Raw genomic sequence first — 26,072 nt, forward strand, 5'->3', positions numbered from 1 at the left:
CACCAATGGTGAGGTTGAGTTCCACGACGGGGCGAGCAAGGTGGCCATCATCACGGCTTTTGATCATTGCCAATCGCAAGAGTGGCCGTTGCAAGGTGTAGTGTTTCCCCGTGTACGGGTGGATCAGTTCAAAATGCACGATGATGTCGTTTTTGTCTTTGCGGTCACGCAGCTGTGTGCTGTTGAGTGCATCATAGGCCTCGGCAATGGCGTTGATCAGCGCGTCGCCAGTTAACCCCTTAAAGCGGGGATCGGTACTGGTCAGGTGGATCTTTTCGGCATGGAGCGACGTGGAATCGGCACCTGTATCAATCTTGGCTGACATCCCGACGCCTTTCAGGCCATCAATGTCGGGAAAAAAGACCCGCTCTGTGCGTCCCAGCACCATACGTCCGTCGATATGGTCGCGTGTATCAATGATCGCGGCATACTGAGCGTTCTCCGCGTGGGATGTTAGAGGAATAGTGAGACCGGATGTGGCCAATACGGCAGTGCACAATCCCCAGAGGGAAGCACGTCGCCAGCGCGCATGGCGTGGCGTGTTGCATGTTGAGAGAGAAGCGAGGAAGCCACGAAGGCCTAGCGTACAGGTTCGCATCGCGATCTTGTCTCCATGTCGCAAGGTAAGACATGGCTATAAGTGTATACCGTCGTGCTGTGAAGGGCGTTTTTTCGGTGGGAATGTCTGTTTATGTGTCAAGTGGACGATCACCAATGGGTGATCGTCACTGCGTCAACGTGTACTGAGGGCTATTTGGCTGGCAGATGGGCAATGGCATCGCCCATGTTGATCAGTGTATCGAGAATGCGTTCACCGGCTTCACGCAGGCCGTTGTGTTCATACTCGTTGGTGATCCACGCTTTGCTGTTCGGGATCCCTTTTAAGGTTTCTTGCGAATAAGCCAGTTCGACATACATGTCTTCGGCGTACACTGCACAGGTGACCGGAACGGTATTATGGGCTAATGCATCGATATCATACAAGGCTGGCCAATCCGCTTTTTCGGCAAGCAATTGCGCGGCGGCTTTGAGTGGGGTTAAGCAGGTAAACTGTTCAAACATCCACGGATAGACCATCTCGCCGGTAAAGAAAAAGTCGCGACCCGTTTGATAGTGAAATTGCGGGAACTGATCGCGCACGCGATGGGCTGACCAGTTTGAACTCTGGTTATGCGCCGCGTCCTGACAGTAGATAGATTCGTGCAAAATCGCATAGATAGGGTTGGTTTGATGGCTTTGCTCAGCCAGCATGGCGTTGAGGAAGGCGTAGCTCAAGGTCTCGTGGGGGGCATTGTCCGGGCCATTAATGGTGACAAACGCGTCTTCCAGCAAATAATACATGGGTAAGTTAGCGTGGCTACGGCCAAGGTTGATACCAATGAGCTGGAACTGTTCAACGGTAAAACGTTGACCGTTAGGCAGGCGCACATCATGGGCCAGCAAGTGATCGGCAATTTTCTGGCATTGTGCTTGTGCCTGAGGGAATTGGGCAAAGAAGGCATCGTTTTTATCTTGCACACGCTGATAAGTGGCAGTGTAAACATCATCGGCATGGCGGGTCAGTGACGGGACGCCGCCAGTGAGGAACGCACGGCTGAGGCTTTGTGGATAGAACGACAAGTACGTCAGGGCACAGAAGCCGCCGAAACTCTGGCCGAGGATTGCCCACTGTGTCACGCCTAATGTTTCACGGATCAGCTCTGCATCGCGCACAATGTTATCGGCACGGAAGTGGCTGAGGTAGTCGGCTTGTGCCTCTGGGGTCATTGGAGCCAGTGTTTGATGGCTGATCACCGTGCTGTTGCCGGTGCCGCGCTGATCTAACAACAGGATGCGGTATTGCTGCAAGGCACGTTTTAACCAACCTGAACGGCTATCAGGACGCGGCGAGGGAAAGCCGGGGCCGCCTTGGAAATACACCAACCACGGACGGTCACTGTTGTCGCAGGCCAGATCGCAGATCTCGCGAGCGAAGACAGATATGGTGCTGCCTTCTGGGCGGCGGTAATCAAGGGGAACGTCAAAGCGGTGTTGGCGATAAATCAGATCACCATCAATAAAACTGGCCAGCATGGTGTACTCCGTTAACATGCAAAAACAAGATGTTAACAGTAATTACGTGGTTAACCTAGTACAAGCATTGGTGGGTGAGCCTGATGCTTGGATGGCATTGACGAGAGGAAAAGGCAGATAAAACAAAGCCGACCCAGAGTGAGTCGGCTTGATCGGTGAATCACGTTCACGAAATAGGACGGGCCTTATTTCTGGTGTTGAATCACGTAGTCCAATGCACCTGTAATCGCCGCGACTTGTGCTGCGTTACATTCTGCATCCGTCACCTTATCGCTGTCTGGGTAGACTTCGGTGGTCGTGCCGTACGCGCAATCGGTCATGCTGTTACACAGGCTCAATGCTTTCAATGGGTAGTTAATCACACCTTCTTGGGTGATAGGGCAACCAATGATATTGCCGTTCGCATCTGCAGGGGCAATGTGTGTCACTTCACGCACTGCATTAATGACGGCCGTTTGGAATGCATGGTTCGGGTATTCGCTGTCACCCACGGTGTAAAAACCGTCTGGCACCGTGTCAGGCTCGTACTCTTTGCCATCACGCGCAGAAAGCGCAGGACGGAACTCTAATTCATCGGTATCCGTGGTTTCGTGCAAATCAATGTGCACCAAAATCGGCGTATCGAGCGCATCCATCATCGCCATCAGCATCGCTGACTCTTCTGCTGGGCTATCAGGATAGAAAGAGCGGTTAGGATCAATCGCTTGTGGGTTCCAGCGGTTAATCGTTTCATAACCCCATGGGCTGACACATGGCGCAACAATCACGTTGAAATCTTCGATGTAACGTTCTGCATGGCAATCAACAAACTGCAGCGCACCGTGTACACCACTGGTTTCATAGCCATGTACGCCGCCGGTGATCAATACGGTAGGTTTTTGCTCATCCCACTGCAGGCTTTTAATCGCAAATAGCGGGTATTTCTCAGCATTAATGCTCAACGCGCCATACTGGAATACGTCAAAGCGAGCACGTAGGGCATCAATTTTGGTGATCACATCGGTTTGGTAAGAACGCTTAATGGTGGTTTGTGCCAGCCATTGGATTTTTTCCGCTTCGCCCCACGGTTGGCCTGGTGTGCCGATGGGGTAAGTGTTTGCGCTTGTCATGGGTCGCCTTTACAGTCGGTGCACCTTATCAGTCGGTGCAATAGGGTGTTGCGTGACAGTTATCATGTCACTCGGGCACAGCATAATTGACTGGGCGGGGGGAAGCAAACCTATTGAGTTTAGAATGAAAAAAGCCTGACGCAGATCATCAAGCGTGATCAACTGCGGTTCAAGCTAAAAGGTGTACCCTTTATGCTAATAGTGGATATAAAAACCCAGTAATGGATTGAAATGATGTTTTTTTGTCCAAGTCCCGGCGTGATGCATCATTTTCCGTATTTTCAATATATTGGACTGACATCGTAACGTGACTTGCACGAGAGCGAGCATAACGTATCCGATCATAAACGAGATCGATGACAAAAAGAGGATAGACACCGTGAAGTTAATGCATGCAGCGTTATTTAAACAGGCGTGTTACGTCGCAGGTCAATGGATCACCGCCCCTGATGGCGCCACCGATCCGGTACTTAATCCTGCTACGGGGCGTGTAATTGCCCATGTACCGCGTGTTGGACGTGAGATGACCTTGGCGGCGATAGAGGCCGCGCACCACGCACAGCAACAGTGGAAGCTGACGACGGCCAAAGCCCGCGCGGTCATTTTGCGCCGTTGGTACGACTTGATTGTGGAACATACCGATGATCTCGCGACGGTGTTGACCAGCGAGCAAGGTAAACCGTTCGCAGAAGCTAAAGGGGAAATCACCTACGCGGCCAGTTTTGTGGAATGGTTCTCAGAAGAAGCCAAACGTGCCTACGGTGACGTGGTGCCTAGCCATAAAGCGGGGGCGCGGATCATCGTTAGCCGTGAACCGATTGGTGTGGTGGGCGCGATCACGCCGTGGAATTTTCCCGCGGCGATGATCACCCGCAAATGTGCTCCTGCTTTTGCCGCTGGTTGTAGCGTGGTGTTAAAACCGGCGCCGGATACGCCATTAACCGCTTTTGCCCTTGCGGTATTGGCGGAAGAGGCCGGACTGCCAGCGGGATTATTGAATGTTGTGACCGGTGATGCCCAAGCCATTGGCGAGGCACTCACGGGCAGTAAAACAGTGAAGAAAATCTCGTTTACCGGCTCAACGGCTATCGGCAAATTGCTGATGGCGCAATCGGCCGCGTCAGTGAAAAAACTGTCGTTAGAATTGGGCGGCAACGCGCCTTTCATTGTGTGTGATGACGCCGACCTCGACGCGGCGGTTGATGGCGTGATGGTTGCCAAGTTCCGTAACGCTGGGCAGACCTGCGTGTGCGCGAACCGTATTTATGTGCACGATGCCGTGTATGAGGCCTTTACTGAAAAATTGGTCGCGCGCGTGAGCATGTTGAAAGTAGGCGATGGCTTTGAAGACGGCGTTCAGATTGGCCCCTTGATCAATACGGCGGCTGTTGCCAAAGTACAAAGCCACATTGATGATGCGCTGGCCAAAGGCGCACAGTTGGCCTTCGGTGAACCGCAACCCGCGGGATCCTTGCTGTTTCCGCCGCAAGTGCTGGTGGCGATGACGGATGATATGCGCATTGCGACTGAAGAGACTTTTGGCCCTGTGGCGGCGTTGTTCCGCTTCAGTGACGACGACGACGTAATCGCCCGGGCGAATAATACCGATGCCGGTTTGGCGGCGTATGCCTATACCCGCGCCTTGCACCGTGCATTCCGTTTCAGCGACGGGTTGGAATACGGCATAGTGGGTATTAACGAAGGGTTGATTTCCACCGAAGTGGCCCCCTTTGGTGGGGTGAAAGAGTCGGGACTCGGCCGCGAAGGCGCCCGCCAAGGCTTGGATGATTATCTGGAAACCAAATACACCTTGCTGGGTGGCTTATAGCCCGTTCGCGTTAATTTGAATCAGGTAAGGCGACCCGCTGAGCGAATAAAGATAAAAGGGTACAAACCCTTGAATTTATTTTTTACACTGGGTGTATCAATGTGACAACGAGACTGCCATGGGGGCGTTATGTTACGCGCTTGGCAGAACGGACAGTCGCAGAGTGAAATAATAAAGCACTATAACAAGGCACAGCCTAAGGAATAACGCATGACAAAAGCAAAAATCGGTATCGTCACCGTCAGTGATCGCGCAAGTGCGGGCGTGTACGAAGACCTTTCAGGGCAAGCCATCATTGATACATTGAATGATTACCTGACCTCTGAGTGGGAGCCGGTCTATCACGTTATTCCTGATGAGCAGGATGTGATTGAAGCCATGCTGATCAAGATGGCCGATGAGGAAAATTGCAGCCTGATCGTGACCACGGGGGGCACAGGCCCTGCGAAGCGTGATGTGACACCTGAAGCAACAGAAGCGGTGTGTGATCGCATGATGCCAGGTTTTGGTGAGCTGATGCGTGCTGAATCCTTGAAGTTTGTGCCAACGGCAATTTTGTCTCGCCAGACGGCGGGTCTGCGTGGTGATAGCTTGATCGTGAACTTGCCGGGCAAACCGAAATCCATCCGTGAGTGTTTGGATGCGGTATTCCCTGCGATCCCTTACTGTATCGATTTGATGGAAGGGCCGTTCTTGGAATGTGACGAAGCGGTGATCAAACCTTTCCGTCCTAAGCAGAAATAACGCAGTATGATATTTCCAAGTGATTTCAAGGCAATTCTCTCTGAATCCTGTATCTTGAAGTAGCTTGAGTATACTTAAGGTCGAATCGCAAGATTCGGCCTTTTTTGTCTGTGGTCATGAGCGGTAAACAAAGACTGCGTATGAAGGCCGCTGATTGTGATGAAAAGGAGTCTCGTCATGAAACGAAAAATACTCGCTATTGTTGTAGCGTTAATGGTGACACCGGCTCACGCGAGCTGGGATAAGTTCAAAGAATCCGCGTCAGAGCTGGGTGATACCTTAAGTGAAAGCTCCAAACAGGCGTGGGAAGGGTTTTCCGACTTTTCCAAAGATACCTGGGGTATGGTGTCAGAGTGGGGTGCAGACACCTATAACAAAGCCGGTGAATGGACCGAAGAGTCGATTGCTAAAAGTCAGGAATGGCTTGATGCAGCGGATGCCAAATTGGCTGACATGATCAATCCAGACACACCCGAAGAAGCACGATTGGCGTTAGATACCATGGCAGATACGGCCTTGGTGCGTTTATTCAACGAAGAACCGTCTGCCAAGTTATTGTTTGACCATGCTTATGGGTATGCGGTGTTTGATTCGCGCAAATTTTCGCTCATGCTCCATACCAACCAAGGGGCGGGTGTGGCCGTGGCACGTCAAAGTGGTCAGCATACCTACATGAAAATGTTTGGGGCGGGTTTGGCTGCAGGGTTAGGCGGTAAATTCTATCAGCAAATCATTTTGTTTGAGGACAAGGCGACGTTCGAGCGCTTCATTACTGATGGCTGGGAAGCAACGTCTGAAGTGAGTGCTATCGCAGGCGGCGAGAGCGCAGAGCTGACAGCGAAATATAACGGTGGCATGGCGATTTATCAGATCGGAGAGAAAGGATTGCTGCTCGATGCCAATATTTCTGGTTCAAAATACTGGGTCGACACTGAATTAACACAAAAATAGTCCGGTTTTTCCCTGACTAAAAATGCCGTGGTTGAGCCGTGTTTTCGTGGCTAACCATGGAGTTTTTATCCTTTCCCCTGAATGGTTTTCTTCGCGTCATTTCAAAAAAATACTGCAATATCAGATGCCTGATAGGTATTTATATACATCCGCTAGCCCCTGTTCATAATTTTGTCATTTCGCCTTGTTTTGGCAAAAAGAAGGGCGTAATACATAGTCTTATAGATAACAATATCGACCAAAAGAGTCGGAAAATGACGTTGGCTTCATGAGCAGTGGCCTGATAAGGACTAAGGGGCAAAGCGATGGATACGAAACGAACATGGGGCTTTATTTCTCTTCTTCTGGGTAGCGTGTCGCTACTGTGGGGAGGTATTTCATTTGGTGGTATGTTAGGCCAATCATTGGTCATGGCGGACATGGGCAGTTTTATTGCTCAGGGAGGCGGCGACTATTTGCACACCTTTAGCCCAGACTATGCCCTGGCGGAAGTGAAAACCAAATACCAATACATTGCGACCACCGGATTGGTTCTCACCATTTTTGGTGGCTTAATGATGCGAGGACAATGGGGGCGTCGCTGGTAATCACACTGCGCGTCACCGCTAAACAGACCGAATTTGACTACACTACTCTCAATAGTCGCTGTCATGTGCCAGCCTGTTACAGGGTTGGCCTGACAGATAAAACCAATGAGAGCGGGGTGCTATGAAAGGGTTTATCAGCGGATTACCGAAAGTTGAACTGCACCTTCATATTGAAGGGACTCTCGAACCCGATATGCTGTTTGCATTTGCGCAGAAAAACGGTATTAGCTTACCGTTTGATACGGTAGAGGCCTTACGCGAGGCGTATCAATTTAATGATTTACAATCCTTCCTCGACCTGTATTACTGGGGTGCTAAAGTGTTGCGCACTGAGCAGGACTTTTATGATCTCACCTGGGCGTATTTAGCGCATTGTCACGACGATCACGTTGTGCATACCGAAATCTTTTTTGATCCCCAATCCCATATGCAAAATGGCGTGCCGATGGCGACTGTCATTAATGGGATTGATCGCGCTTTACAAGATGGTCAAGCGCAACTGGGCATTTCCAGTGGATTGATCATGTGCTTTTTACGCCACCTCAGTGAAGATGCTGCTATGGAGACCTTGCGACAAGCCTTACCGTTTAAAGACCGCATCATCGCAGTGGGTCTCGATTCTTCTGAATTAGGCCATCCCCCCGAAAAGTTTACCCGCGTGTTTACCATGGCGCGAGAGGCCGGTTGGTTGACCGTCGCCCATGCTGGCGAAGAAGGCCCCGCGGATAATATTCAAGGTGCATTAGCGCACTTACAGGTTTCACGCATTGACCATGGGGTGCGGTGTACTGATGATCCCGCCGTCATGGAAACATTACGCCAACGGCAAATTCCGTTAACGGTGTGCCCCTTATCGAACGTGAAACTCGGTATTTTCGATGTACTTACCACGCACAACATCATGCAGCTGGTGGCAGAGGGATTGTGCGTCACCATTAATTCCGATGATCCGGCCTATTTTGGTGGTTACATGACGGCGAATTTTTTAGCGGTCGCTGAGGCTTTTGATGTATCAAAAGTGGAAATGGCCAAGTTTACACAAAGGGCGATTGACGCCAGCTTTTTATCGCAGGACGAAAAAACGGTATTGCAGGCAAGGTTGTCAAATTATGTTGAGCATCAGTTTCGAGCCATCATTTGAGCGTATAGGCAGCACAAAGAGACGGTCTTTGAAAAACAGATAAAAAAAACGCCTATCAAGTCCATGACAGGCGTAGCAATAAATGATTAAGGAACAACATATTTGAAGTCCGAGAATAGTACTGATCGGGCAAAAAACGTGCAACGATCGATTTTGTAAAACTTGTATCTTGTTTTGTTAAATGACTGCTGGTGCAGCCACTTAGGTTGAATAAAAAATCATCAAAAGTTGCCCTGTTCACGTAAAAATACGCTCGATGCAGGCTTGAGCCGACAAACGCTGATTTTTTGTGGGGGCGTAGGGACGCAATGACTAGCTCAACCATTTTTTGAGTGTGACGGTGAGCGTCGCCATGAAGCCGTGATGGGGTTGAGCTTGCTTGGCATGGTCAACACCGATGTAGTAGGTGTGCATCAACGTTTGGCGCAGCGTTTCTGCAGGCCCTTGTGAGCAGTGCGAGTCGGCGTCATCAGCATAGAGTGTTTGGCTGATCAACGTAGCTTGATCGTTGGCGTAGCTGTAATCAATACCGCAGTAGCCCTGACACAATAACCACAATGTCGCGATCACTTTCAGCTCAAGAGCGTCAAGGGTGTGGAACTTACTGGCATGCGCTTCACCGACTTCGCGTTGAAACAACTGTTGCATGTCGGTGCGGGTGCTTTGCGTGGCTTGATATGCCTCAAAGGTGGTTTGGAATGATTGGGTTAATACACCCAGCGCGAGATCCGTCTGGGGTTTATCCGCGCGTTGTTGGCTAATCGCGTCAAACGCGGGCGCGCGATTAGCCAGAAAGTTGTAGGCATACTGACGTTCCTTGTCGGTAAGCGGTGTGGCATCCAAGCCAAATTCGAGCAGTAGTTTTTCGAGAGATTTCATATTATTAGTTTGATCTTAAGGAAACTTTAGAGAGTATATACCCTAGCGACCTTAAGATGTGCGTTTCAGCGAGACAGTATGGGATTTCGTTGACGGCATCCAACCATCTAGAAGGAAAAACGATGACTGCATTTTATGACTTATCTGCCAATCGTATAAACGGCGTGGCGACGGCAATGAGAGAGTTTGAAGGAAAGGTGGTACTCGTTGTGAATACGGCCAGTGAGTGTGGTTTCACCCCGCAATATCACGGGTTGCAAGCGTTGTTCGCAAAGTATGAATCACAAGGTTTGGTTATTTTAGGGTTCCCGTGTAACCAGTTCGGCGGGCAAGAGCCAGACAGTAATGCGCAGGTTGCCCAGGCGTGTGAAATCAATTACGGGGTGAGTTTCCCTATGTTTGAAAAGGTGGATGTCAACGGTGACAATAGCCATCCCGTGTTCCAATACCTGACGCAAGCTTTACCCGGATTAGTGGGGAAGAAAATCAAATGGAACTTCACTAAGTTCTTGATGGGCCGTGATGGTCAACCTATCAAGCGTTATGCCCCGACGACCACCCCAGAAGCGTTAGAAAAAGACATTATTCGAGCCTTGCAAGGCTGATAGCTATTGTTATTCCTTTGAATTATCCCGACAAGAAATAATCGGATTGGGTCGGGATTGACAATATTTTGGATTTCAAATTCTCATTAGAGTGTTTTTTGTACGTTGTATTTTATTTTTTTGGTTAATGTGTGAAATTGCTCAAAACTGCCTGTAAATCATTGAGCTTAATCGAATGAACTTCGGCATAATTTGGCTCTCTGGCCATGAAAAGAATTGAACCCGCGTAGTATTGTACTTGGTAAAATGCTTTATGTCCTAATGAGATAAATGATAGCTGTACAAGTGTATAGGGAATTACAATGAAAAAATATGCGTTGAGCTTTTTGGCGACTCTGGTGTTAGTTGGCTGTGGTGGGGAGAGTGATAGCAGTGATGGTATGGGCCCCATCACAAAGCCTGAGCCTATTACTAACTCATCAGTTTGCTATAACAACAGTTTGTATGCTGTCGGAGCGGAATTGGTGCAGGAATATACTCAAACATTGGATGGCGTAGAAGAAGATAATGTCACAATACGTCAAAAGGTAAATCGTCTGGTTAGCTATGGTGGTTATTCTGATGTGCTAGAAGTACAAAATACTGACGAGCTAGGTAATATTACGTTAAGTTATATTCAGGCAGATGATGCACTTAAGTCGCTACGTACTTTATTAGTTGTGGATGGCGATGTCGAGTATACCTATGAGCCGAGTGGTACACTGCAAGATTTCGATTTAGATGTTGGTGAAATACGCGAATATCCCACTGTTACCATTAATATGAATGGTAAAGAGAGCAGTACGGTGGAGTCTTCAATAAAATATGTGAAGAGCCAAAGCGTGCGAGTACCGGCGGGTGAATTTAATACGTGTTTAATGGAAATTCGTATGGAGTTAACGAACTGGGATGGCACGATTGTAAACGCGGTGCTACAACAAAATGTAGGTATCGGTAATGGGCTGGTCATTAAGGAAGAAATGGAAACGGTGTTGAGTACCGGAGAGCGAGTGTTGACGGCCAGCGATTTAGTGGAAGGTTCTCTCAATGGTAATATTATTAGCCCTTAGTCTTATCTAATGAATCATTGAAATAAAAAGCAGGCTTGATGTCTGCTTTTTATTTCTCATCATTTCAGCTGGAAACATTCCACATTCAAAAATGGTTAATCGGTAAGTGACCGCGAAACACGGCGATCTGTTCTAATGCACCGGCGTGGCGCTGTGCATACCGATCGTGTGTTTGGGCGATCAACGTTTCAAGGGCGGCTTTCTTCATGTCCATGCATTGTGTTGTATACAGGTAGTTATTCAAAAAAGTCTGTTGCACGGTGAGATCATTCAGATCCCCCAATGACGTTTGTAATTGCTTGAGAGCTGCCAACAGGTGTTTGCTTTTGGCGTTGGGGTACAGTGGGGCGAAATATTCCAACACATAGCGAAATTTTTTACAGTCGATACGCAGTTGATGTAACTGCGTATCGGGTGACGACGGCGATATCCCATCACAATGTTTATTGACCCGCTGAGAGTGATACACCAATACCTTACTGGCAACGTCGAGTGTCGAAGGTTGAGCGGCGTTTTTCTTCTTTTCAGTCAATGATAATTCATCAAGTAACCCACTGATCAACGTGCAATGTTGCTGATATTCATTGGATTTCAGCCAACGTTTCAGCGTTTTAAAGCGCTTGCGCCGCTGGTACTGCAGATCATCAAAAAAGCGGGTGAGGCCATTGTGGTGCGGGTGCTCCAGCAAAAAGAAATAGTCTTCCATTTTCATTAAGAACACATCGAGATCCCGTAAGGTATTTGTGTGCTGCATGAGCGTGCGCAATGCCAGCTTTAGCATGACTTTCTGTCGCTTTTCAAATAAAGGACCAAGCAAACCGATAAGAGCACGACAACGGCGTAAGGCAACGCGGTATTGATGGAGAAACTCTTCGTCGTCATCTCGAATCATCCCCGCTTCATGGCGGCAGGCGTGATGAAATTCGTTCGTCAGGTAATGATAAGTGGCAAGGGTAATGTCAGTATCCGCCGTAAGGATCACACAGGGTGATTTGCGTTTAGGCAACGTAAGTTGATCGCGTTTGGTGACGGACATTTTGCGCCTTCTCTTTCAGCTACTCCTGTCATTTTAGTGGGGGGATGGCGATTCCCCAAATCGCGCGGTCAATATTGAGGCATGGCACGTGGACTTTACAGTCAACATTGACAGTGTGGAACCCACATTGGCGGCGCAAACTTCTCATCATTTGCTCCTTACTGCTAATTCTATAAATAGAACAGCAACCAGAGGGTGTGAACATGATGGAAAAGCAAGCGAATACGCAGTTCACTGAACAGCAGCCGATAGATTTACGTGGCAACCCATTGGGCACTGATGGCTTTGAGTTTGTCGAATTTACCGCCCCGACCGAGGCTGGGATAAACGGGTTAAAAGTGCTGTTTGGGCAAATGGGTTTTGCTGAAATCGCCAAACATCATCATAAGGCGGTCTGGCTGTACAGACAGGGTGATATTAACTTTATTGTGAATGGGGAAGTGCAGTCGCAGGCGTCGGGGTTTGCCAGTGAACACGGGGCCAGTGTGAATGCCATAGCGTTTCGGGTGCACGATGCCCGTGCCGCGATGGAGCATGCCATTGGGCAAGGGGCTGAAGCGTGTGACGCGCAAGCTGGCCCGATGGAACTGAACATTCCGGCGATTTACGGTATTGGCGGGTCACTGATTTATTTGGTCGACCGTTACGGTGACCATGATATTTATGACGTCGATTTCACTTATTATCCGGATGTGGCTGTACGCTTGGCGCAACAAGATGCGGGCCTACTTGTGATCGATCACCTCACGCACAATGTGCAGAGGGGGCATATGGATCACTGGGCCCAGTTTTACGAACGCCTCGCCAATTTTAAAGAGATCCGCCATTTTGATATTAAAGGAAAAATGACCGGTTTGTTGTCACGTGCCATGACAGCGCCGTGTGGGAAAATTCGTATCCCAATTAATGAATCGCATGATGATAAATCGCAAATCGCGGAATACCTCGAACAGTATAACGGTGAGGGGATCCAACACATTGCGTTGAGCACAGAAAACATTTTCGCGACAGTAACGCAGCTACAGAAAAATGGGCTGATCTTTATGGATACGCCAGATACCTATTACGAAGGCATCAATAAACGCGTGCCTGAACATCATGAAGATGTCGCCAAGCTGCGTGCATTAAAGGTGCTGATTGATGGTGATGAAAGCGGTATTCTTTTACAGATATTCACCCAAACGGTGATAGGGCCAGTGTTCTTTGAAATTATTCAACGTAAAGGGAATGAAGGGTTCGGAGAAGGGAATTTTCAGGCCTTGTTTGAGTCGATAGAGCTGGATCAAATTCGCCGAGGAGTGTTGAAAGACGATTCATAACGATTGCCTGTAGCGTAAAAAACGCCTTAACCCGAAGGTTGAGGCGTTAGCATTTATGCATCAGATGAGGCGTGACACTTATAGCTTGTCCCAAGCATCAGACCAAAAACTGCTGGTACCCGGTGCGTAAGACGCGTTTGCACACCAGCCAGAATATGGCCATGGCTTACACTGGTATAGGTTGCCATCGGTACCCGTCACAATGTCGCCTTCGCTGTATGCGGTGCCCGGTACGTAGTCTGGGTGCTCACCGCCTGGCGGTGGGGTAACTGTCCCGCCGTCTTTTACGTTGAACGTTGCCACTTGGTTCAGAGCATCGCTGGTTGCCGTGATGCGGTACTGGCCTGCCTCTACGCCGATTAGGTTCAGCGTGAGGGTTTGCTTACCGTCAATGGCGATCGTTTTCTCGCCACCGGTAACAGGGTATCCCGCCGTATTGGTCACTACGACAGCCACATTCATCATGCTGCTGGTTTCTAGCGTGACAGACAGAGATAGTGCACCTTGGTCTGCGGTGTACTGGTTGTTTATGCCTGACATTGCAAGGGTGTCATCTTGTGGAATTTCACCACCACCACAATCGCTGTTGCCTGTTGAACGCCATACGCCCCACTCGCCGGTTGTACCAGGCTCATCACCCCGCGTCCACCATTCGGCACGCCATGATTTACCCGCGTGGTTCACACTGTCACCGCTGTTATACACGGTCGCTTTATCCCACGCGTTTGCACACACACTGCCGTCAGACACGGTCACTTTACGGGTGATTTTTACGGTTTGGTTCGCGCTATCTGTCACAGAGTAAGTGAGGGTGTAAACACCTGCAACTGCCGTGTTCACGCTACCGCTCTGCATAACCGCTTCAGTCAGATCACCGTCTTCCGCATCAATCGCTTTCACGCCTGCCATAGGGTCGAAACTTTCACCCATTTTAATCGTGATGTCTTGTACGCCTTCAAACACGGGTTTCAGGCTGTACACCTCAACGTTACGGCTGGCTTTGATGGTGTTCGCATCGCTGTCTGTCACACTGTAAACCAGTACATACTGGCCGATCTGGTTCACATTCACGGCACCGTCAACCACGATACTGAATGTTAAGTCACCGTCTTCTTTATCTTTAGCGGTGACACCTGCCATGTTGTCAAAGGCACTGCCGTGACGAACACGTACATCCGACAGGCCTGCAAATGTTGGCTTGCCTTCAGACGGTGGCGGTGGCGTTTGGCCGTGTATAAACGGGCCGTAATCGTTAATAAACTGCTCGTTGTATGCTTGGCCGGCCGCGTTTGTGCCCATGTCCCAGTTTACTGACCATGTCATCACTCCACGCAGTGGCTGACCTTGACTGGTTAGGCGGTTAAAGGCGTTATACAGATCTTGCGGCTCTTTCACAAAACCAGAGGCGGCCGCATCAATGCTGGTAGGAATACCAAACACCAACTTGTCGTGTGGGATCTTGGTGAAACCACGGGTACCGTTCGCGAGTGAGTCTGAGATGTAGTAGATGAACTTTTCTTTCATCTCATCGCTGTTTTGTGTGATCCACGCGTTTTCTTCATCCACCCAAATACCGTCACCGCCTTGGTTGTAAAATTGTGGATTGATCCAGTCATAATAACCCTCAAGGTTATTCAAGTAAGGCACGTATTTTCCCCCGGTGGTGAGGTACGGGAACTCCGGCGCCATAGTGATCAGGAAGTTTTTACCCTGCGCTTTATAGTGATCTTTTACCATACGCAGCGCAGCAGGGATCACCGTTTGGTTATCAGCTGCGGTCACCGCTGCTTGTTCTAGGTCGATATCAAGACCATCAAAGCCGTAATGATCCGTCACACGAATGATTTCGTCTGCGAATGCCTGCTCGTCACCGTTTTTTAGCTCAACGTGGGCATCTGCACCACCCAGTGCGATCAATACAGCACGGCCTTGTTGGTTTAGCTCAGCAATCTCATTAATGAAGGCTTGTTCTGACAGGCCGATCATCGGGTCAAGGCGGAACGTTGGAATGCGCCCTTCAGCGGTATTAAATACCTTCATGAAAGACACGTTCACCACGTTGTACATTGGGTTCACTTCTTTCAGGGTCACACACGGTGCGTTGCCACCTTTGTAGCCCGCACCGTCACACCAGTTGTGCCAGTAACCGACAACGACACCCCCTTCAGGGTTAACCATTTCATCCGCCATAGATGGCGCGGCGGTTCCTGCTAGTCCAAGCAAAATAGCCGCTTGTAATGCGCTGAATTTGATCATTGAGCTATCTCTCTAATACGTGACAGAATTGTAATACCTAAGCCGCCTCATGCTCGGAGACTAACGTTACCTTTGGGGCGTTATGTGCAGGAAAAATCACACAATCACCAGCGTGACATTGAGGGAGGACGCTTAGGTATTAACAAGTAATTTACGAATTTCCAATTGAGTAATAAATTTATTATTAATATTTCGAAGCGTCAAATAATAAAAGTTGAAGCAATATCACAAAACAGAGCGAAGTAATGTGTATGGTCAATAATATGACTTATTTGTAGGAAGATTCTTACGTATAATTGTTTATATAGGTTGTTCTGCTTAATTGTATTCTTCCCCCTAGAATATATGCAATGAATAAACATGAAGGATAATAACATTGTATTTCATATTATTTGTTGTTGTTTCTTTTTTCTCTTAATTTAAATGCATTTGTTTAAACTTGTTTTGTTTTATTTAATTGCTGCGTGTGTTTGAATTGCTTTCTATTTGGGTTCTTTTTGAACAGTAAATAAAAAGATGTATCCCTTGTGCTGATATTTATTCGAAAAAGCGATAAAGTGACGTATAAGACGTAGATTAAATAGATACCTATGAATAAAATCATTTATCAATTTTTTGTGATTTTCTCACTGATTTTCAGTCAATTAACGTATGCGAGTTGGGGTATTAATACCGATAAGCCTATTCAAATCAGTGAAAAAGTCAGCGATATTTCTCAGCAGATCACCGCGTTACCTGAAACGCATTTCTTTACGCAACGCGAGTACTCGAAAGTAAAGCAACTGCTGTCTACAACGTTGTCGGAGCAAAAAGCCCAAGTGGCGGTGATGTCGGCAGCGTTAGAGGCATACGGTGAAACTGCCAGCCAAGTCAATTGGCTGCAAGTGGAGAAAACACATCGCACATTGGCCTCGTTAAATGTCAGTAAACAACGTTTATTGCAATTAACAGACACTAAAACCCGCGATCAATTAACGGGCTTTGGGCCAAGCGGTGTGACACAGTTTTATGCTGAACTGGGTATCACTAAACTGAATATTCAGTATTACGTGAATTATCAAATCCGCAGTTTTAAAAACTTGCTACGGGATTTGGCCATTTCACCGGTACCGGTGATCAGCGTGATCTTCAAAGTGCTGTGTGTCATGTTCATCTTTAATTGGTGGATGCGAAACAGCGAGCGTCTGATCCATGATTTTAAAATATCGAAGATCAAGCATGCCGCAGAACCGAGTATATTCGTGCGTACCATTTGGTATTGCAGCCGTGCACATAAAGCGATTGCGTATTTGCTGTTAATTACGGCTACGCTGCGCATTATCTCGACCTTGCCGAGTTTGCAGCATTTGATTTTCCTTGAGATCTTCACGTGGTGGGTACTGGGTGGATCGATTGCGGTAAGTTTTATTCTGGAATTTGCTTACCGCAACAGTAAGCATAATCGCCGTGAAATCATTGCGCTGCGTTTGTCCACGATTCGTCGCTATGTGTGGGGCATTATTGTGGTGGGGGTGATTTTGCAAATATCCTCGCGCACGTTGGGGCAGGGCACCATTTATGCGTGGATCTCTACGCTGATGGTGTTCTTCTTTGCCATGCTGACGGTATGGAGCCTTAAGCAATGGAACAGTACGGTGTTTGCGCGTATTGCGATGTTGGATGGGTATCCTATCTCCGTACAATGGGCGATCCGCAATAAAAATACCGTTGGTATGTCCATTGTGGCGACAGCCTGCGGTGCGGCATGGCTGTTTGGCCGCACGGTGCAACATGCGGTGATCTCAACCTTGTCCAAACATGCGGCGTTTAGCCATGCCTTGGCGTACTTGTTCCGCATCGAAGTGGCCAAGCAAACCGAAGTTTCCCGCGAGCAAGCAAACCTAGTGCGCGTAAGAGGGGATGCGGCGTTTGAATACATTTTACCGGGTTCGGAAGACTCAGCGCTGATCGACGATTACGCGAAAGATGAAATGATCGCGATGTCACGCTACTTGCTGACAGACAGTCCGGCTGTGTGTGTGCTATCGGGTGAGCGCGGTGTGGGTTCAACCACATTGATGAAGCGTATTTTGGCCAAATCCAAACACGTGACGCCACTGTATATCAACTGCCCGTATGACGGCTATTCCGCGCTGTTGCCGGAGTTTGCTCAACTGTTGGGGTTGGCGGAAGACGCGACCGAGCAAGATATTCTGCATTACCTGCGCAATACCGATACGTGCTATTTGATAGCGTTTGATAATGCGCAACGTTTGGTGAAGCCTAAGGTTAACGGTCTGGTGGATTTAATGAAACTCACCAACTTATTGCGTCAAGCACGTAAGAGTCACCGTGTGGTGCTGTCGATTGAAAAATCGAGCTGGCGCTTCATTGACCGTGCCCGTGGTGAGCGTTTGTTGTTTGACTTAGTCACCTTCATGCCGCGCTGGTCTGAAAAACAAATTGGCCAACTGCTGGAGTCGCGCATTGTTGATTCCGACACGCATTCTGTGTCGTTTGAGGGCTTGGTGCTGCCACGGCAGTGGGATGAAGATAACCTGACTGATGAAGAACGCGCAAAGAACGGCTTCTACCGTATTTTATGGGATTACTCAGACGGTAACCCAACAGTAGCATTGCGCTTTTTCCGCTTATCACTGCACCGTGACAAAGACACCGATCATGTTTTGGTGCGCTTATTCCGAGCACCACAAACGGAAGATTTGGAAATGATGCCGAAACCCATGCTAGCGGTATTGCGTTCTATCGTTCAGTTGGAAGTCGCCTCGCCAGACGATGTGTGTGATTGCAGCCGTTTGAGCATTGCGGAGGTGATCAGCACCCTGCGTTATTTCCAGAGTCGCGGTTACATCGAGTGGAGTGATGATAAAGCCCGTATTTCCGATCACTGGTTCCGTCATATTACTAACGTGTTGCACCGTCAGCATTTATTGGTGAAGTAAGATGTTTCGATTATTAGCCTTGTTGGTGGCTCTGAGCGTCAGCCCGGTTGCCTTTGCCGAAGAATTGCAGATTGATAATCTGCATCAATTTGCCAGTTTGATCCGTTGGAGTGGGGTCGCGTTATCGTTGATCATCATGACGGGATCATGGTTGTTCTTGCGCTTTATTCAGTCGTTGGTTGACGGGGTCAGCAGCCAGTTTGCTCAGCGCCGAATGTTGATGCAAAAGCTACAATCTTTCTTCCAGTTTTTCATCTACATGACCACCGCTATGACCGTGTTCATGCTGAGTTTCCGTGTTGATGACCGTGTGTTGGCATTGATTGGCGGTACGATTGCGGTGTCGGTGGGTTTTGCCCTGAAAGACTTGACCGCCTCGTTCATTGCGGGCTTAACCGTGATGATTGACCGTCCGTTCCAAGTCGGTGACCGCGTGACGTTTGAAGGGCATTACGGGGATATCATCACCATTGGTTTACGTTCTGTGCGTATGCAAACACTGAACGATGACATTATCACGATCCCGAACAACAAGTTCTTGAATGACGTGACGGTGAGCGGTAACTACGGTGGTCTGGATATGCAGGTAGTGATCCCGTTTTATATCGGCATGGATCAAGATATCACCAAGGCACGCGACATTATTCAGGAAGCGGCGTCATCCAGCCGTTATATCCACCTACCTAAACCGGTGGTGGTATTGGTGAAACAGACGATCACTGATAACTATTTGGCGATTCAGTTGACCTGTAAAGCCTACGTGGTGGATATCAAGTTTGAAAAACTGTTTGAGACGGACATCACCTTACGTGTGATGCAGGAGTTCCGTAAAGAGAACATCTGCCCGCCGTCAATTGCAGTGATGGCGCGGTAACACGCTTCACGTTGATCACCGTTTTTGCAATCGTGAGAGAATGGCAGTGCTTCGGTACTGCCATTTTTTTGTGTTAAAGGGTTGCGTGTTATGTCTGGATGAGCGGAAAGTTTTCGACCGATATGCCATTCTGATATTGGATGGATTGTTTGTCTGTCGCGATTATGGATACTGAGCCGTTATCTTTCACATCAAGTCATTGGCTGCGAAACCTGCATTAACGGGAGGACGTGTGATCATACTGGGAGACAAAAGGCAGCGTTGCATTGATAGCCTGAATTTGAGCGCGTCATTGCGTCGACTTACACGTGGTGAGTTCGTGCATGATGATCTTGAATATCGCTGTTACCCGCTCACGTATTGCCTTGAGTGTGAGGCGTTTGCCCCAACGGGGATGACCTTCATTCCCTTATGGGAAGGGGAGTCATCGATCACTGGATTTTATGTTGATAATCACCGTGTTCATTACATTACTTTTCCCATTGAAGAGATCGATGAATATTCGCTTATTGGCACCAGTATGGATGACCTGATCGATTATTTAGTGCAAGAATACGGTGAGAATGAAGCAGCACTGCGGCAGACGTTAAATCAGTAATGCGTAGAAGACAATCCTGCCAGTCAGTCATCATCGAAACGATACTAAGAACGCTTTCTACAAGTGCAATCATCGTTGTGAGCATCGCCCTTGTTGCTGTTGTTAGAGGTCTATCCCAAGGGATTCCATATCCTCTAGTTGGAGATGATTGGTACTTAGTAGCCGGTTTTCTAAGTATTTGGTGTGCTAGTCCTGCTGTGTTGACCGTGGTGTTTCACGCCATCTATCCACGTATGGCACGTTTTAAAACTTACTGCGTGATAGCGATCATTCAAATTCTCATTCTGTACGGTTATTGTTATTACGTGACGATGTTACCTGATAACGAGTTTGCCAGTTCCCCCATTCTTCTTTTGGTGTTCGCAGCTTTGCCTATAGCACTTATTTATTACCCGCTATATTTTGCGGGTCATAGTAATGGCAAAGTGCGTTGTGCATTTTCAACCGTCGGGATATGCCTGATTGGGTATGCGTATATTGCGTAATACTCCATACCTCATCGATCATTCCGCGTTATACCTCTGCTCTAAATCCCACTAACGTTTGTTTAAAGGCTTGCACGTGTGCAGGCAAAGGATCACTTAAATGGTAAATCCCGACGTTACCTTTTTGTGGGATGCCGGGGTTGGGTAGGGCAACAATATCAAACTGGGCAAAGTAGTCCGCCATGGAGCTGGAGTACGGCATGATGGCTTTGGTGACGGCCAGCATGTCGAGGCTGGCTGTCAGCGATTGGATCTCATACACCATGCGCTCGGCAATTTGTTTACGCTCTTTCTCTAATAATTTTGGCTGCGGATTTTCAATTAAATGCTGGTGGATATCATGATCCGGCGTGACCAGCAGCAGCGGATACATCGACGCCGCCTCTGGCGTGAACTCTTGCAATAACAGCGGATGTGAATGGTGGACGAACAGCGCTTCTTCATCTTGCAGCAGTGGCGTAAATAGCACCTGACAGCGGCGCGACAATCCTTCAATTTCATGACCGATGAATAAGTCGATATGGCCGTGGATCAGCATATCCATCAGCTTCAGGTGATTGCCAAATTCAATCTGAAAAGAAATGCCGGGGTACTGTTGGCTATAATGGTGCAGGCTGGCTTTGACAAACACTTCCCACCACGCATCCCCTGTGCCCATTTTGATTTTTTCGGTTTTACGTGCCTTCATGTCGGTTAACTGATGCACCATGCTGTCGTGGCGGCGTTGCATTTCCAGCGCTTGGTTTTTCACTAATTGACCAAACTCCGTCAGTTCGACGCCTTTAGATCGTCGGATAAACAACGGCACATCTAATTGCTGTTCAAGCTTCTTGATGTTGTTCGTCAAACTGGGTTGACTCAGCCCCAGCAGTTCGGCGGCTTGGCTGATGTTACCGAGCTGGGCGGTGGTCAGAAAGTGGCGGTAAAGTTTGTCCATAATGTCACTGGCTGAAAAAAGCGGTTACGTCGTGAAAATTTGTTTTACCAGTCTCACATTTATTGAAATACATCACAAAGTGTTCTGAGCCAGTCTTGTGAGCAAAGTCGCCTATTTCTTTTGTGATATAGCAAAAACCTATATCACTGTCGGGTTTGTGTATTTTTACGCGCGTGAAGGACGCATTACTATAAGGGCAACTTTCAGCGCATTCACGTCGCGCTCTACGCATTTTCACAGTTAAGGACGTAACCATGAACATCACGCCGAAATGGTGGCACGATGCCGTTGTCTACCAAATCTACCCACGCAGTTACTGCGATTCCAATAACGATGGCATGGGGGATCTACGCGGTGTTATCAGTAAGTTAGATTACCTGCAAACATTGGGCGTTAACGTCCTTTGGCTATCGCCGGTGTATCAGTCACCGATGGATGATAACGGGTACGATATTTCTGACTATCAGGACATTGCGCCAATGTTTGGCACCATGGCGGATATGGATGCGCTACTCGCGGAAGCGAAGCAACGTGATATTCGTATTATCATGGATTTGGTGGTGAACCACACCTCTGACGAGCATCCTTGGTTCAAAGAAGCGCGCAAGTCAAAAGACAACCCATACCGTGATTATTACATCTGGCGCAAGCCAAATGAAGACGGCAGTGTGCCGGATGAAATGGGCTCCGTGTTTGGCGGCACCGCGTGGGAATTTGACGAGCAAACCGGTGAATACTTCCTTCACATTTTCTCTAAGCGTCAGCCTGATCTGAACTGGGAAAACCCGAAAGTGCAGGAAGAAGTGCACAAGATGATGAACTGGTGGCTAGACAAAGGTGTCGGTGGTTTCCGTCTCGATGTGATTGATTTAATCGGTAAAGAAATCGACAAGAAAATCACGGGTAATGGTCCGCGTTTGCATGGTCTGATCCAGGAAATGAACCGTGCCACGTTTGGTGACAAAGACGTGCTGACTGTCGGCGAAACGTGGGATGCGACCCCAGAAATTGCCAAGCTGTACAGCAACCCAGCCCGTGATGAGTTTTCGATGGTGTTCCAGTTTGAGCATATCAGCTTGACCTGGCAGCACGGTGACAAATGGTCGCCAATCCCACTTGATTTGCCGGCACTGAAACGTGTATTGACCAAATGGCAGGTAGAGTTAGCAGACGAAGGCTGGAACTCCCTGTTCTGGAATAACCACGATTTGCCACGTATTGTGTCAAAGTACGGTTGTGAAGGGGAATACCGTGTGCAATCAGCCAAAATGCTGGCGACGACCTTGCATATGATGAAAGGCACCCCGTACGTGTATCAAGGTGAAGAAATTGGTATGACCAATGTGGCGTTCCCAAGCATTGACGATTACCGCGATATCGAAACCCTAAACTTCTACAAAGTGCGCACGGAAAACGGCGTGTCACCGGAAGATCAGTTGGCGGCTATTCATGTCAACAGCCGTGATAATGCACGTACGCCAATGCAGTGGGATGATTCGGCTAACGGCGGTTTCTCTGAAGCGCAGCCGTGGATCAATGTGAACCCGAACTACACCCACATTAACGTGGCGCAAGCGTTAGATGATCCTAACTCGATTTTCTACCACTACCAGCACTTGATTGCGCTGCGTAAAGCGATGCCGGTGATTGTGTACGGTGCATTTGAGCCCGTGTTTGAAGATCACCCTGCTGTATTTGGTTATGTGCGTGCCAATGATGATGTACGCGTGTTGGTACTGAGCAACTTTACCCGTGAAAGCGTAACGGTTGAATTGCCAGAATCTCTGCAAGCAGAGCAGGTTGAATGCCTGATCAGTAACTATGCGGCACCAAGTACATTGGCACAGACGGTGACTCTACAGCCATACGAATCCTTTGCGGTTGTACTGCCTGCATAAGGCCGTGATTGACCAAGTTGCTATTTATTAAGGCGCTATTTATTAAGATGCTAGTTACCAAGTTAATCGTCACACAGTAGCGATTTCGTCGAACAACGACTTTGAATTAAAGCCTCCACCATGCCTCTACCTTTGCCTTTTCACAGAGCGCGGGTGGGGGCTTTTTCGTTTTAAGGACCGTTTTTTTGATGTGTTTTTGCCTAACATACCATTGAGAGGCAACCCTTCATCGCGATGCGTCAAAGGAATGTGTGACGGTGATTGCCTGTAATTCAGTTACAAAATGTAAGTGCCGAAAGAATATGGGATTCAAGAAAGCAGGTGCAAGCTGATGATGAAGGATTAAGTGTGACTCAAGTCACCTTAAGTGATCTATTGAAGGCGGTGAAATGCTGCCTATGTGATTCTTGTCACAACAAATATATGTGTGTGACTTTATGTAAGTGTGATTTATCTCAAGTGATTTTTCATTGACAAATGAATATCTTGCTTACTGAAAGAAAGTTTCATTGCAGAAATGTAGAGGTTGTCACGCTAAAAATGCTTTTGGGGGATGAAAAGGCAGGGGGAGATCACAGAAAACCCGTCATCAGTGACGTCAAAAAAATCTGTGTTAGATTAATTGGGTACTAAGCAATTGAGCGGTTTTGGCGAACCGTATCTAACACATTAAACGACTTAATCACTTTTCACATCAGACGGGGAATCCTTATGATATCACCAGATACTAAGGTCAAGGTACAAAATTTTGGCCGCTTCTTATCTAATATGGTGATGCCCAATATCGGCGCATTCATTGCGTGGGGCTTCATTACAGCGCTTTTCATTCCGACGGGGTGGTTCCCGAATGAGGAACTGGCCAAAATTGTCGGTCCCATGATCACCTATTTACTTCCACTCTTGATTGGTTATACCGGCGGTAAATTAGTCGGTGGCGATCGCGGTGCCGTGGTCGGTGCTATCACTACAATCGGTGTGATCGTCGGTACTGACATTCCGATGTTTATGGGCGCGATGATGGTTGGTCCGCTGGGCGGATGGGCAATCAAACGCTTTGACCGTTGGGTTGATGGTAAGGTGAAAAGTGGTTTTGAGATGTTAGTGAATAACTTCTCTGCCGGTATCGTCGGGATGCTGTGTGCCATTTTAGCCTTCTACATGATTGGTCCTTTCGTCAAAGTGCTGTCTACGGCATTGGCGGGTGGCGTCAACATGCTGGTAACCGCAGGCTTACTGCCACTAACGTCTATCTTTGTTGAACCGGCAAAAATTCTGTTCCTGAACAATGCCATTAACCACGGTATTTTCTCACCGCTGGGTATTCAGCAAGCGAACGAACTGGGTCAATCTATCTTCTTCCTGATTGAAGCGAACCCCGGTCCGGGCTTGGGTATCTTGCTGGCTTACATGGTGTTTGGTCGCGGTACGGCAAAACAAACCGCGGGTGGTGCGTCGATTATCCACTTCTTCGGCGGTATCCATGAAATCTACTTCCCATACATTTTGATGAACCCTCGTCTGATTCTGGCAGCCATTGCTGGTGGTATGACAGGTATCTTTGTTCTGACACTGTTTGATGCAGGGATTGTGTCACCGGCTTCACCGGGCTCTATCTTTGCCATTCTACTGATGACACCGAAAGCCTCTTTTGTGGGTGTGATTCTGTCGGTACTGGCCTCAACGGCCGTGTCGTTCGGTGTTGCCGCACTCTTGATGAAAACACAAAAAGTCACTGATGAAGAAGGCGATGACATTGCCACCGCGACACAAAAAATGAAAGGCATGAAAGCCAGCAGCAAAGGTGCACCAGCAACCGTATTGGCTGAAGGTGGTGTGAACTGGGCGAACGTACGCAACATCATTGTGGCGTGTGATGCCGGTATGGGCTCCAGTGCCATGGGGGCCAGCCTACTGCGCAAGAAAGTGCAGGAAGCCGGACTGTCAATCAGCGTTACCAATAGTGCCATCAATAGCTTACCGCAAGAGGTCGATATCGTGATCACGCATAAAGATTTAACGGAGCGTGCACGTAAGCATGCTGCCCACGCAAAACATATTTCTCTGACTAACTTCCTTGATAGCCAGGTGTACAACGATTTGGTGACCCGTATCGTTGCGGCAAGCAGCCCGGATGCGGCGAATGACGATGAGATGGTGAAAACAGTAAAAGTGTCACCGGTTGCCGCGAACGATGATACGTATGCGCCGTCATCGGATGCACAACAATCAACACAGCCACAAGTGTTCCAGATTGAATCAAAGAATATTCACCTTGGCTTGAAGGCCAACAGCAAAGAAGAGGCAATCCGCTATGCCGGCGAGCAACTGGTGAAGTTGGGTTATGCCGAAACTGAGTATGTGGATGCCATGTTTGAGCGTGAAAAACTGGTACCGACTTACTTGGGTGAATCTATCGCCGTTCCGCACGGCACGGTAGAAGCGAAAGACCGCGTGATTAAAACCGGTATTGTGATTTGCCAATACCCAGGCGGGGTACAGTTTACCGATGATGATGACGATGTTGCCAAGCTGGTGATTGGTATTGCCGCTAAAAATGATGAGCATATTCAAGTGATTACCACTATTACGAATGCGCTTGATGATCCTGATGCGATTGAACGACTGACCAGCACGAACAGTGCGGATGAAGTCCTGCAGATTCTGGCAGGTGACGCCGCCGCGTGATGGAAGGCCGAGGTGCTGACTGCTGAAGACAACATGTAATCCGGTGTTGCTCCAACCCACCTAACTCCTACTGGTG

At 48.4% G+C, this 26,072-nt stretch carries 20 protein-coding genes and 1 pseudogene; 14 read left to right on the forward strand and 7 right to left on the reverse strand.

Features of this window, described 5'->3' with window-relative positions; translation table 11 throughout:
• The 3 genes and pseudogenes from L4C36_RS10260 to L4C36_RS10270 form a co-directional block, all read right to left on the reverse strand.
• A pseudogene (locus L4C36_RS10260) lies at positions 1-598 on the reverse strand (hypothetical protein); the annotation flags it as partial.
• Positions 599-750: 152 nt separating this feature from the next.
• Positions 751-2,073, reverse strand: a complete 1,323-nt coding sequence (locus L4C36_RS10265) for an alpha/beta fold hydrolase (RefSeq protein WP_428477711.1) — start codon at positions 2,071-2,073, stop codon at positions 751-753.
• Between the two features lie 185 nt (positions 2,074-2,258).
• Positions 2,259-3,182 (reverse strand): M14 family metallopeptidase, encoded by a 924-nt coding sequence (locus L4C36_RS10270; protein WP_428477712.1) that lies wholly within the window; start codon positions 3,180-3,182, stop codon positions 2,259-2,261.
• Positions 3,183-3,561: 379 nt separating this feature from the next.
• Here L4C36_RS10270 and L4C36_RS10275 point away from each other — a divergent pair, with 379 nt between their 5' ends.
• The 5 genes from L4C36_RS10275 to L4C36_RS10295 all read left to right on the forward strand — a co-directional run bounded on the left by L4C36_RS10275 (position 3,562) and on the right by L4C36_RS10295 (position 8,433).
• Entirely contained in the window at positions 3,562-5,010 is a 1,449-nt protein-coding gene (locus L4C36_RS10275; protein WP_428477713.1) for an NAD-dependent succinate-semialdehyde dehydrogenase, read from the forward strand.
• Between the two features lie 210 nt (positions 5,011-5,220).
• Positions 5,221-5,754, forward strand: a complete 534-nt coding sequence (gene mog, locus L4C36_RS10280; RefSeq protein WP_428477714.1) for a molybdopterin adenylyltransferase — start codon at positions 5,221-5,223, stop codon at positions 5,752-5,754.
• Positions 5,755-5,931: 177 nt separating this feature from the next.
• Entirely contained in the window at positions 5,932-6,705 is a 774-nt protein-coding gene (locus tag L4C36_RS10285; protein ID WP_428477715.1) for a lipid-binding SYLF domain-containing protein, read from the forward strand.
• A 305-nt stretch (positions 6,706-7,010) separates the two neighbouring features.
• A complete protein-coding gene (locus L4C36_RS10290) occupies positions 7,011-7,292 on the forward strand; it encodes a hypothetical protein (RefSeq protein WP_428477716.1) in 282 nt (93 codons plus the stop codon).
• Between the two features lie 121 nt (positions 7,293-7,413).
• Positions 7,414-8,433, forward strand: coding sequence for an adenosine deaminase (locus tag L4C36_RS10295; RefSeq protein WP_428477717.1), 1,020 nt, complete (start codon positions 7,414-7,416; stop codon positions 8,431-8,433).
• Between the two features lie 312 nt (positions 8,434-8,745).
• On the opposite strand, the gene L4C36_RS10300 is transcribed toward L4C36_RS10295, so the two are convergent.
• A complete protein-coding gene (locus tag L4C36_RS10300; protein WP_428477718.1) occupies positions 8,746-9,312 on the reverse strand; it encodes a hypothetical protein in 567 nt (188 codons plus the stop codon).
• 122 nt (positions 9,313-9,434) lie between these two features.
• On the opposite strand from L4C36_RS10300, the gene L4C36_RS10305 reads away from it, so the two are divergent.
• Both L4C36_RS10305 and L4C36_RS10310 read left to right on the forward strand, forming a co-directional pair.
• Complete coding sequence (locus L4C36_RS10305; RefSeq protein WP_428477719.1) at positions 9,435-9,917, forward strand: glutathione peroxidase; 483 nt, start codon at positions 9,435-9,437, stop codon at positions 9,915-9,917.
• 302 nt (positions 9,918-10,219) lie between these two features.
• The gene (locus tag L4C36_RS10310; RefSeq protein WP_428477720.1) at positions 10,220-10,966 is read left to right on the forward strand and encodes a hypothetical protein; all 747 of its coding nucleotides are present in this window, start codon (positions 10,220-10,222) and stop codon (positions 10,964-10,966) included.
• A gap of 85 nt (positions 10,967-11,051) precedes the next feature.
• On the opposite strand, the gene L4C36_RS10315 is transcribed toward L4C36_RS10310, so the two are convergent.
• The gene (locus L4C36_RS10315; protein ID WP_428477721.1) at positions 11,052-12,002 is read right to left on the reverse strand and encodes a CHAD domain-containing protein; all 951 of its coding nucleotides are present in this window, start codon (positions 12,000-12,002) and stop codon (positions 11,052-11,054) included.
• 203 nt (positions 12,003-12,205) lie between these two features.
• Between L4C36_RS10315 and hppD the strand changes: the two genes are divergently transcribed.
• Complete coding sequence (gene hppD / locus L4C36_RS10320; protein ID WP_428477722.1) at positions 12,206-13,321, forward strand: 4-hydroxyphenylpyruvate dioxygenase; 1,116 nt, start codon at positions 12,206-12,208, stop codon at positions 13,319-13,321.
• 78 nt (positions 13,322-13,399) lie between these two features.
• On the opposite strand, the gene L4C36_RS10325 is transcribed toward hppD, so the two are convergent.
• A complete protein-coding gene (locus L4C36_RS10325; protein ID WP_428477723.1) occupies positions 13,400-15,577 on the reverse strand; it encodes an immunoglobulin-like domain-containing protein in 2,178 nt (725 codons plus the stop codon).
• A 590-nt stretch (positions 15,578-16,167) separates the two neighbouring features.
• On the opposite strand from L4C36_RS10325, the gene L4C36_RS10330 reads away from it, so the two are divergent.
• From L4C36_RS10330 to L4C36_RS10345, 4 genes are all read left to right on the forward strand, one after another.
• Positions 16,168-18,519, forward strand: coding sequence for an ATP-binding protein (locus L4C36_RS10330; protein ID WP_428477724.1), 2,352 nt, complete (start codon positions 16,168-16,170; stop codon positions 18,517-18,519).
• A gap of 1 nt (position 18,520) precedes the next feature.
• Complete coding sequence (locus L4C36_RS10335; protein ID WP_428477725.1) at positions 18,521-19,393, forward strand: mechanosensitive ion channel family protein; 873 nt, start codon at positions 18,521-18,523, stop codon at positions 19,391-19,393.
• A gap of 232 nt (positions 19,394-19,625) precedes the next feature.
• Positions 19,626-19,991, forward strand: coding sequence for a hypothetical protein (locus L4C36_RS10340; RefSeq protein WP_428477726.1), 366 nt, complete (start codon positions 19,626-19,628; stop codon positions 19,989-19,991).
• Positions 19,991-20,476: a hypothetical protein gene (locus tag L4C36_RS10345; protein ID WP_428477727.1), complete on the forward strand. Its 486-nt coding sequence runs from the start codon at positions 19,991-19,993 to the stop codon at positions 20,474-20,476. Before L4C36_RS10340 ends, L4C36_RS10345 begins: the two co-directional genes overlap by 1 nt.
• A gap of 28 nt (positions 20,477-20,504) precedes the next feature.
• On the opposite strand, the gene L4C36_RS10350 is transcribed toward L4C36_RS10345, so the two are convergent.
• A complete protein-coding gene (locus L4C36_RS10350) occupies positions 20,505-21,413 on the reverse strand; it encodes a LysR family transcriptional regulator (protein WP_428477728.1) in 909 nt (302 codons plus the stop codon).
• A 254-nt stretch (positions 21,414-21,667) separates the two neighbouring features.
• On the opposite strand from L4C36_RS10350, the gene L4C36_RS10355 reads away from it, so the two are divergent.
• Positions 21,668-23,311: a glycoside hydrolase family 13 protein gene (locus L4C36_RS10355; RefSeq protein ID WP_428477729.1), complete on the forward strand. Its 1,644-nt coding sequence runs from the start codon at positions 21,668-21,670 to the stop codon at positions 23,309-23,311.
• Between the two features lie 711 nt (positions 23,312-24,022).
• Positions 24,023-25,996, forward strand: coding sequence for a PTS mannitol transporter subunit IICBA (locus L4C36_RS10360; protein WP_428477730.1), 1,974 nt, complete (start codon positions 24,023-24,025; stop codon positions 25,994-25,996).
• Positions 25,997-26,072: the final 76 nt, after the last annotated feature.

It is taken from the genome of Photobacterium japonica (assembly GCF_050337005.1).
GTDB lineage: Bacteria > Pseudomonadota > Gammaproteobacteria > Enterobacterales > Vibrionaceae > Photobacterium > Photobacterium japonica.

Excerpts from the sequence above, each read along its gene's own strand:
- hppD (WP_428477722.1), top strand. The coding sequence starts at position 12,206 with ATGATGGAAAAGCAAGCGAATACGCAGTTCACTGAACAGCAGCCGATA.
- L4C36_RS10285 (WP_428477715.1), top strand. The coding sequence starts at position 5,932 with ATGAAACGAAAAATACTCGCTATTGTTGTAGCGTTAATGGTGACACCG.
- L4C36_RS10270 (WP_428477712.1), bottom strand. The coding sequence starts at position 3,182 with ATGACAAGCGCAAACACTTACCCCATCGGCACACCAGGCCAACCGTGG.
- L4C36_RS10290 (WP_428477716.1), top strand. The coding sequence starts at position 7,011 with ATGGATACGAAACGAACATGGGGCTTTATTTCTCTTCTTCTGGGTAGC.
- L4C36_RS10300 (WP_428477718.1), bottom strand. The coding sequence starts at position 9,312 with ATGAAATCTCTCGAAAAACTACTGCTCGAATTTGGCTTGGATGCCACA.
- L4C36_RS10295 (WP_428477717.1), top strand. The coding sequence starts at position 7,414 with ATGAAAGGGTTTATCAGCGGATTACCGAAAGTTGAACTGCACCTTCAT.
- L4C36_RS10265 (WP_428477711.1), bottom strand. The coding sequence starts at position 2,073 with ATGCTGGCCAGTTTTATTGATGGTGATCTGATTTATCGCCAACACCGC.
- L4C36_RS10310 (WP_428477720.1), top strand. The coding sequence starts at position 10,220 with ATGAAAAAATATGCGTTGAGCTTTTTGGCGACTCTGGTGTTAGTTGGC.
- L4C36_RS10360 (WP_428477730.1), top strand. The coding sequence starts at position 24,023 with ATGATATCACCAGATACTAAGGTCAAGGTACAAAATTTTGGCCGCTTC.
- mog (WP_428477714.1), top strand. The coding sequence starts at position 5,221 with ATGACAAAAGCAAAAATCGGTATCGTCACCGTCAGTGATCGCGCAAGT.
- L4C36_RS10315 (WP_428477721.1), bottom strand. The coding sequence starts at position 12,002 with ATGTCCGTCACCAAACGCGATCAACTTACGTTGCCTAAACGCAAATCA.
- L4C36_RS10330 (WP_428477724.1), top strand. The coding sequence starts at position 16,168 with ATGAATAAAATCATTTATCAATTTTTTGTGATTTTCTCACTGATTTTC.
- L4C36_RS10350 (WP_428477728.1), bottom strand. The coding sequence starts at position 21,413 with ATGGACAAACTTTACCGCCACTTTCTGACCACCGCCCAGCTCGGTAAC.
- L4C36_RS10355 (WP_428477729.1), top strand. The coding sequence starts at position 21,668 with ATGAACATCACGCCGAAATGGTGGCACGATGCCGTTGTCTACCAAATC.
- L4C36_RS10305 (WP_428477719.1), top strand. The coding sequence starts at position 9,435 with ATGACTGCATTTTATGACTTATCTGCCAATCGTATAAACGGCGTGGCG.
- L4C36_RS10325 (WP_428477723.1), bottom strand. The coding sequence starts at position 15,577 with ATGATCAAATTCAGCGCATTACAAGCGGCTATTTTGCTTGGACTAGCA.
- L4C36_RS10335 (WP_428477725.1), top strand. The coding sequence starts at position 18,521 with ATGTTTCGATTATTAGCCTTGTTGGTGGCTCTGAGCGTCAGCCCGGTT.
- L4C36_RS10345 (WP_428477727.1), top strand. The coding sequence starts at position 19,991 with ATGCGTAGAAGACAATCCTGCCAGTCAGTCATCATCGAAACGATACTA.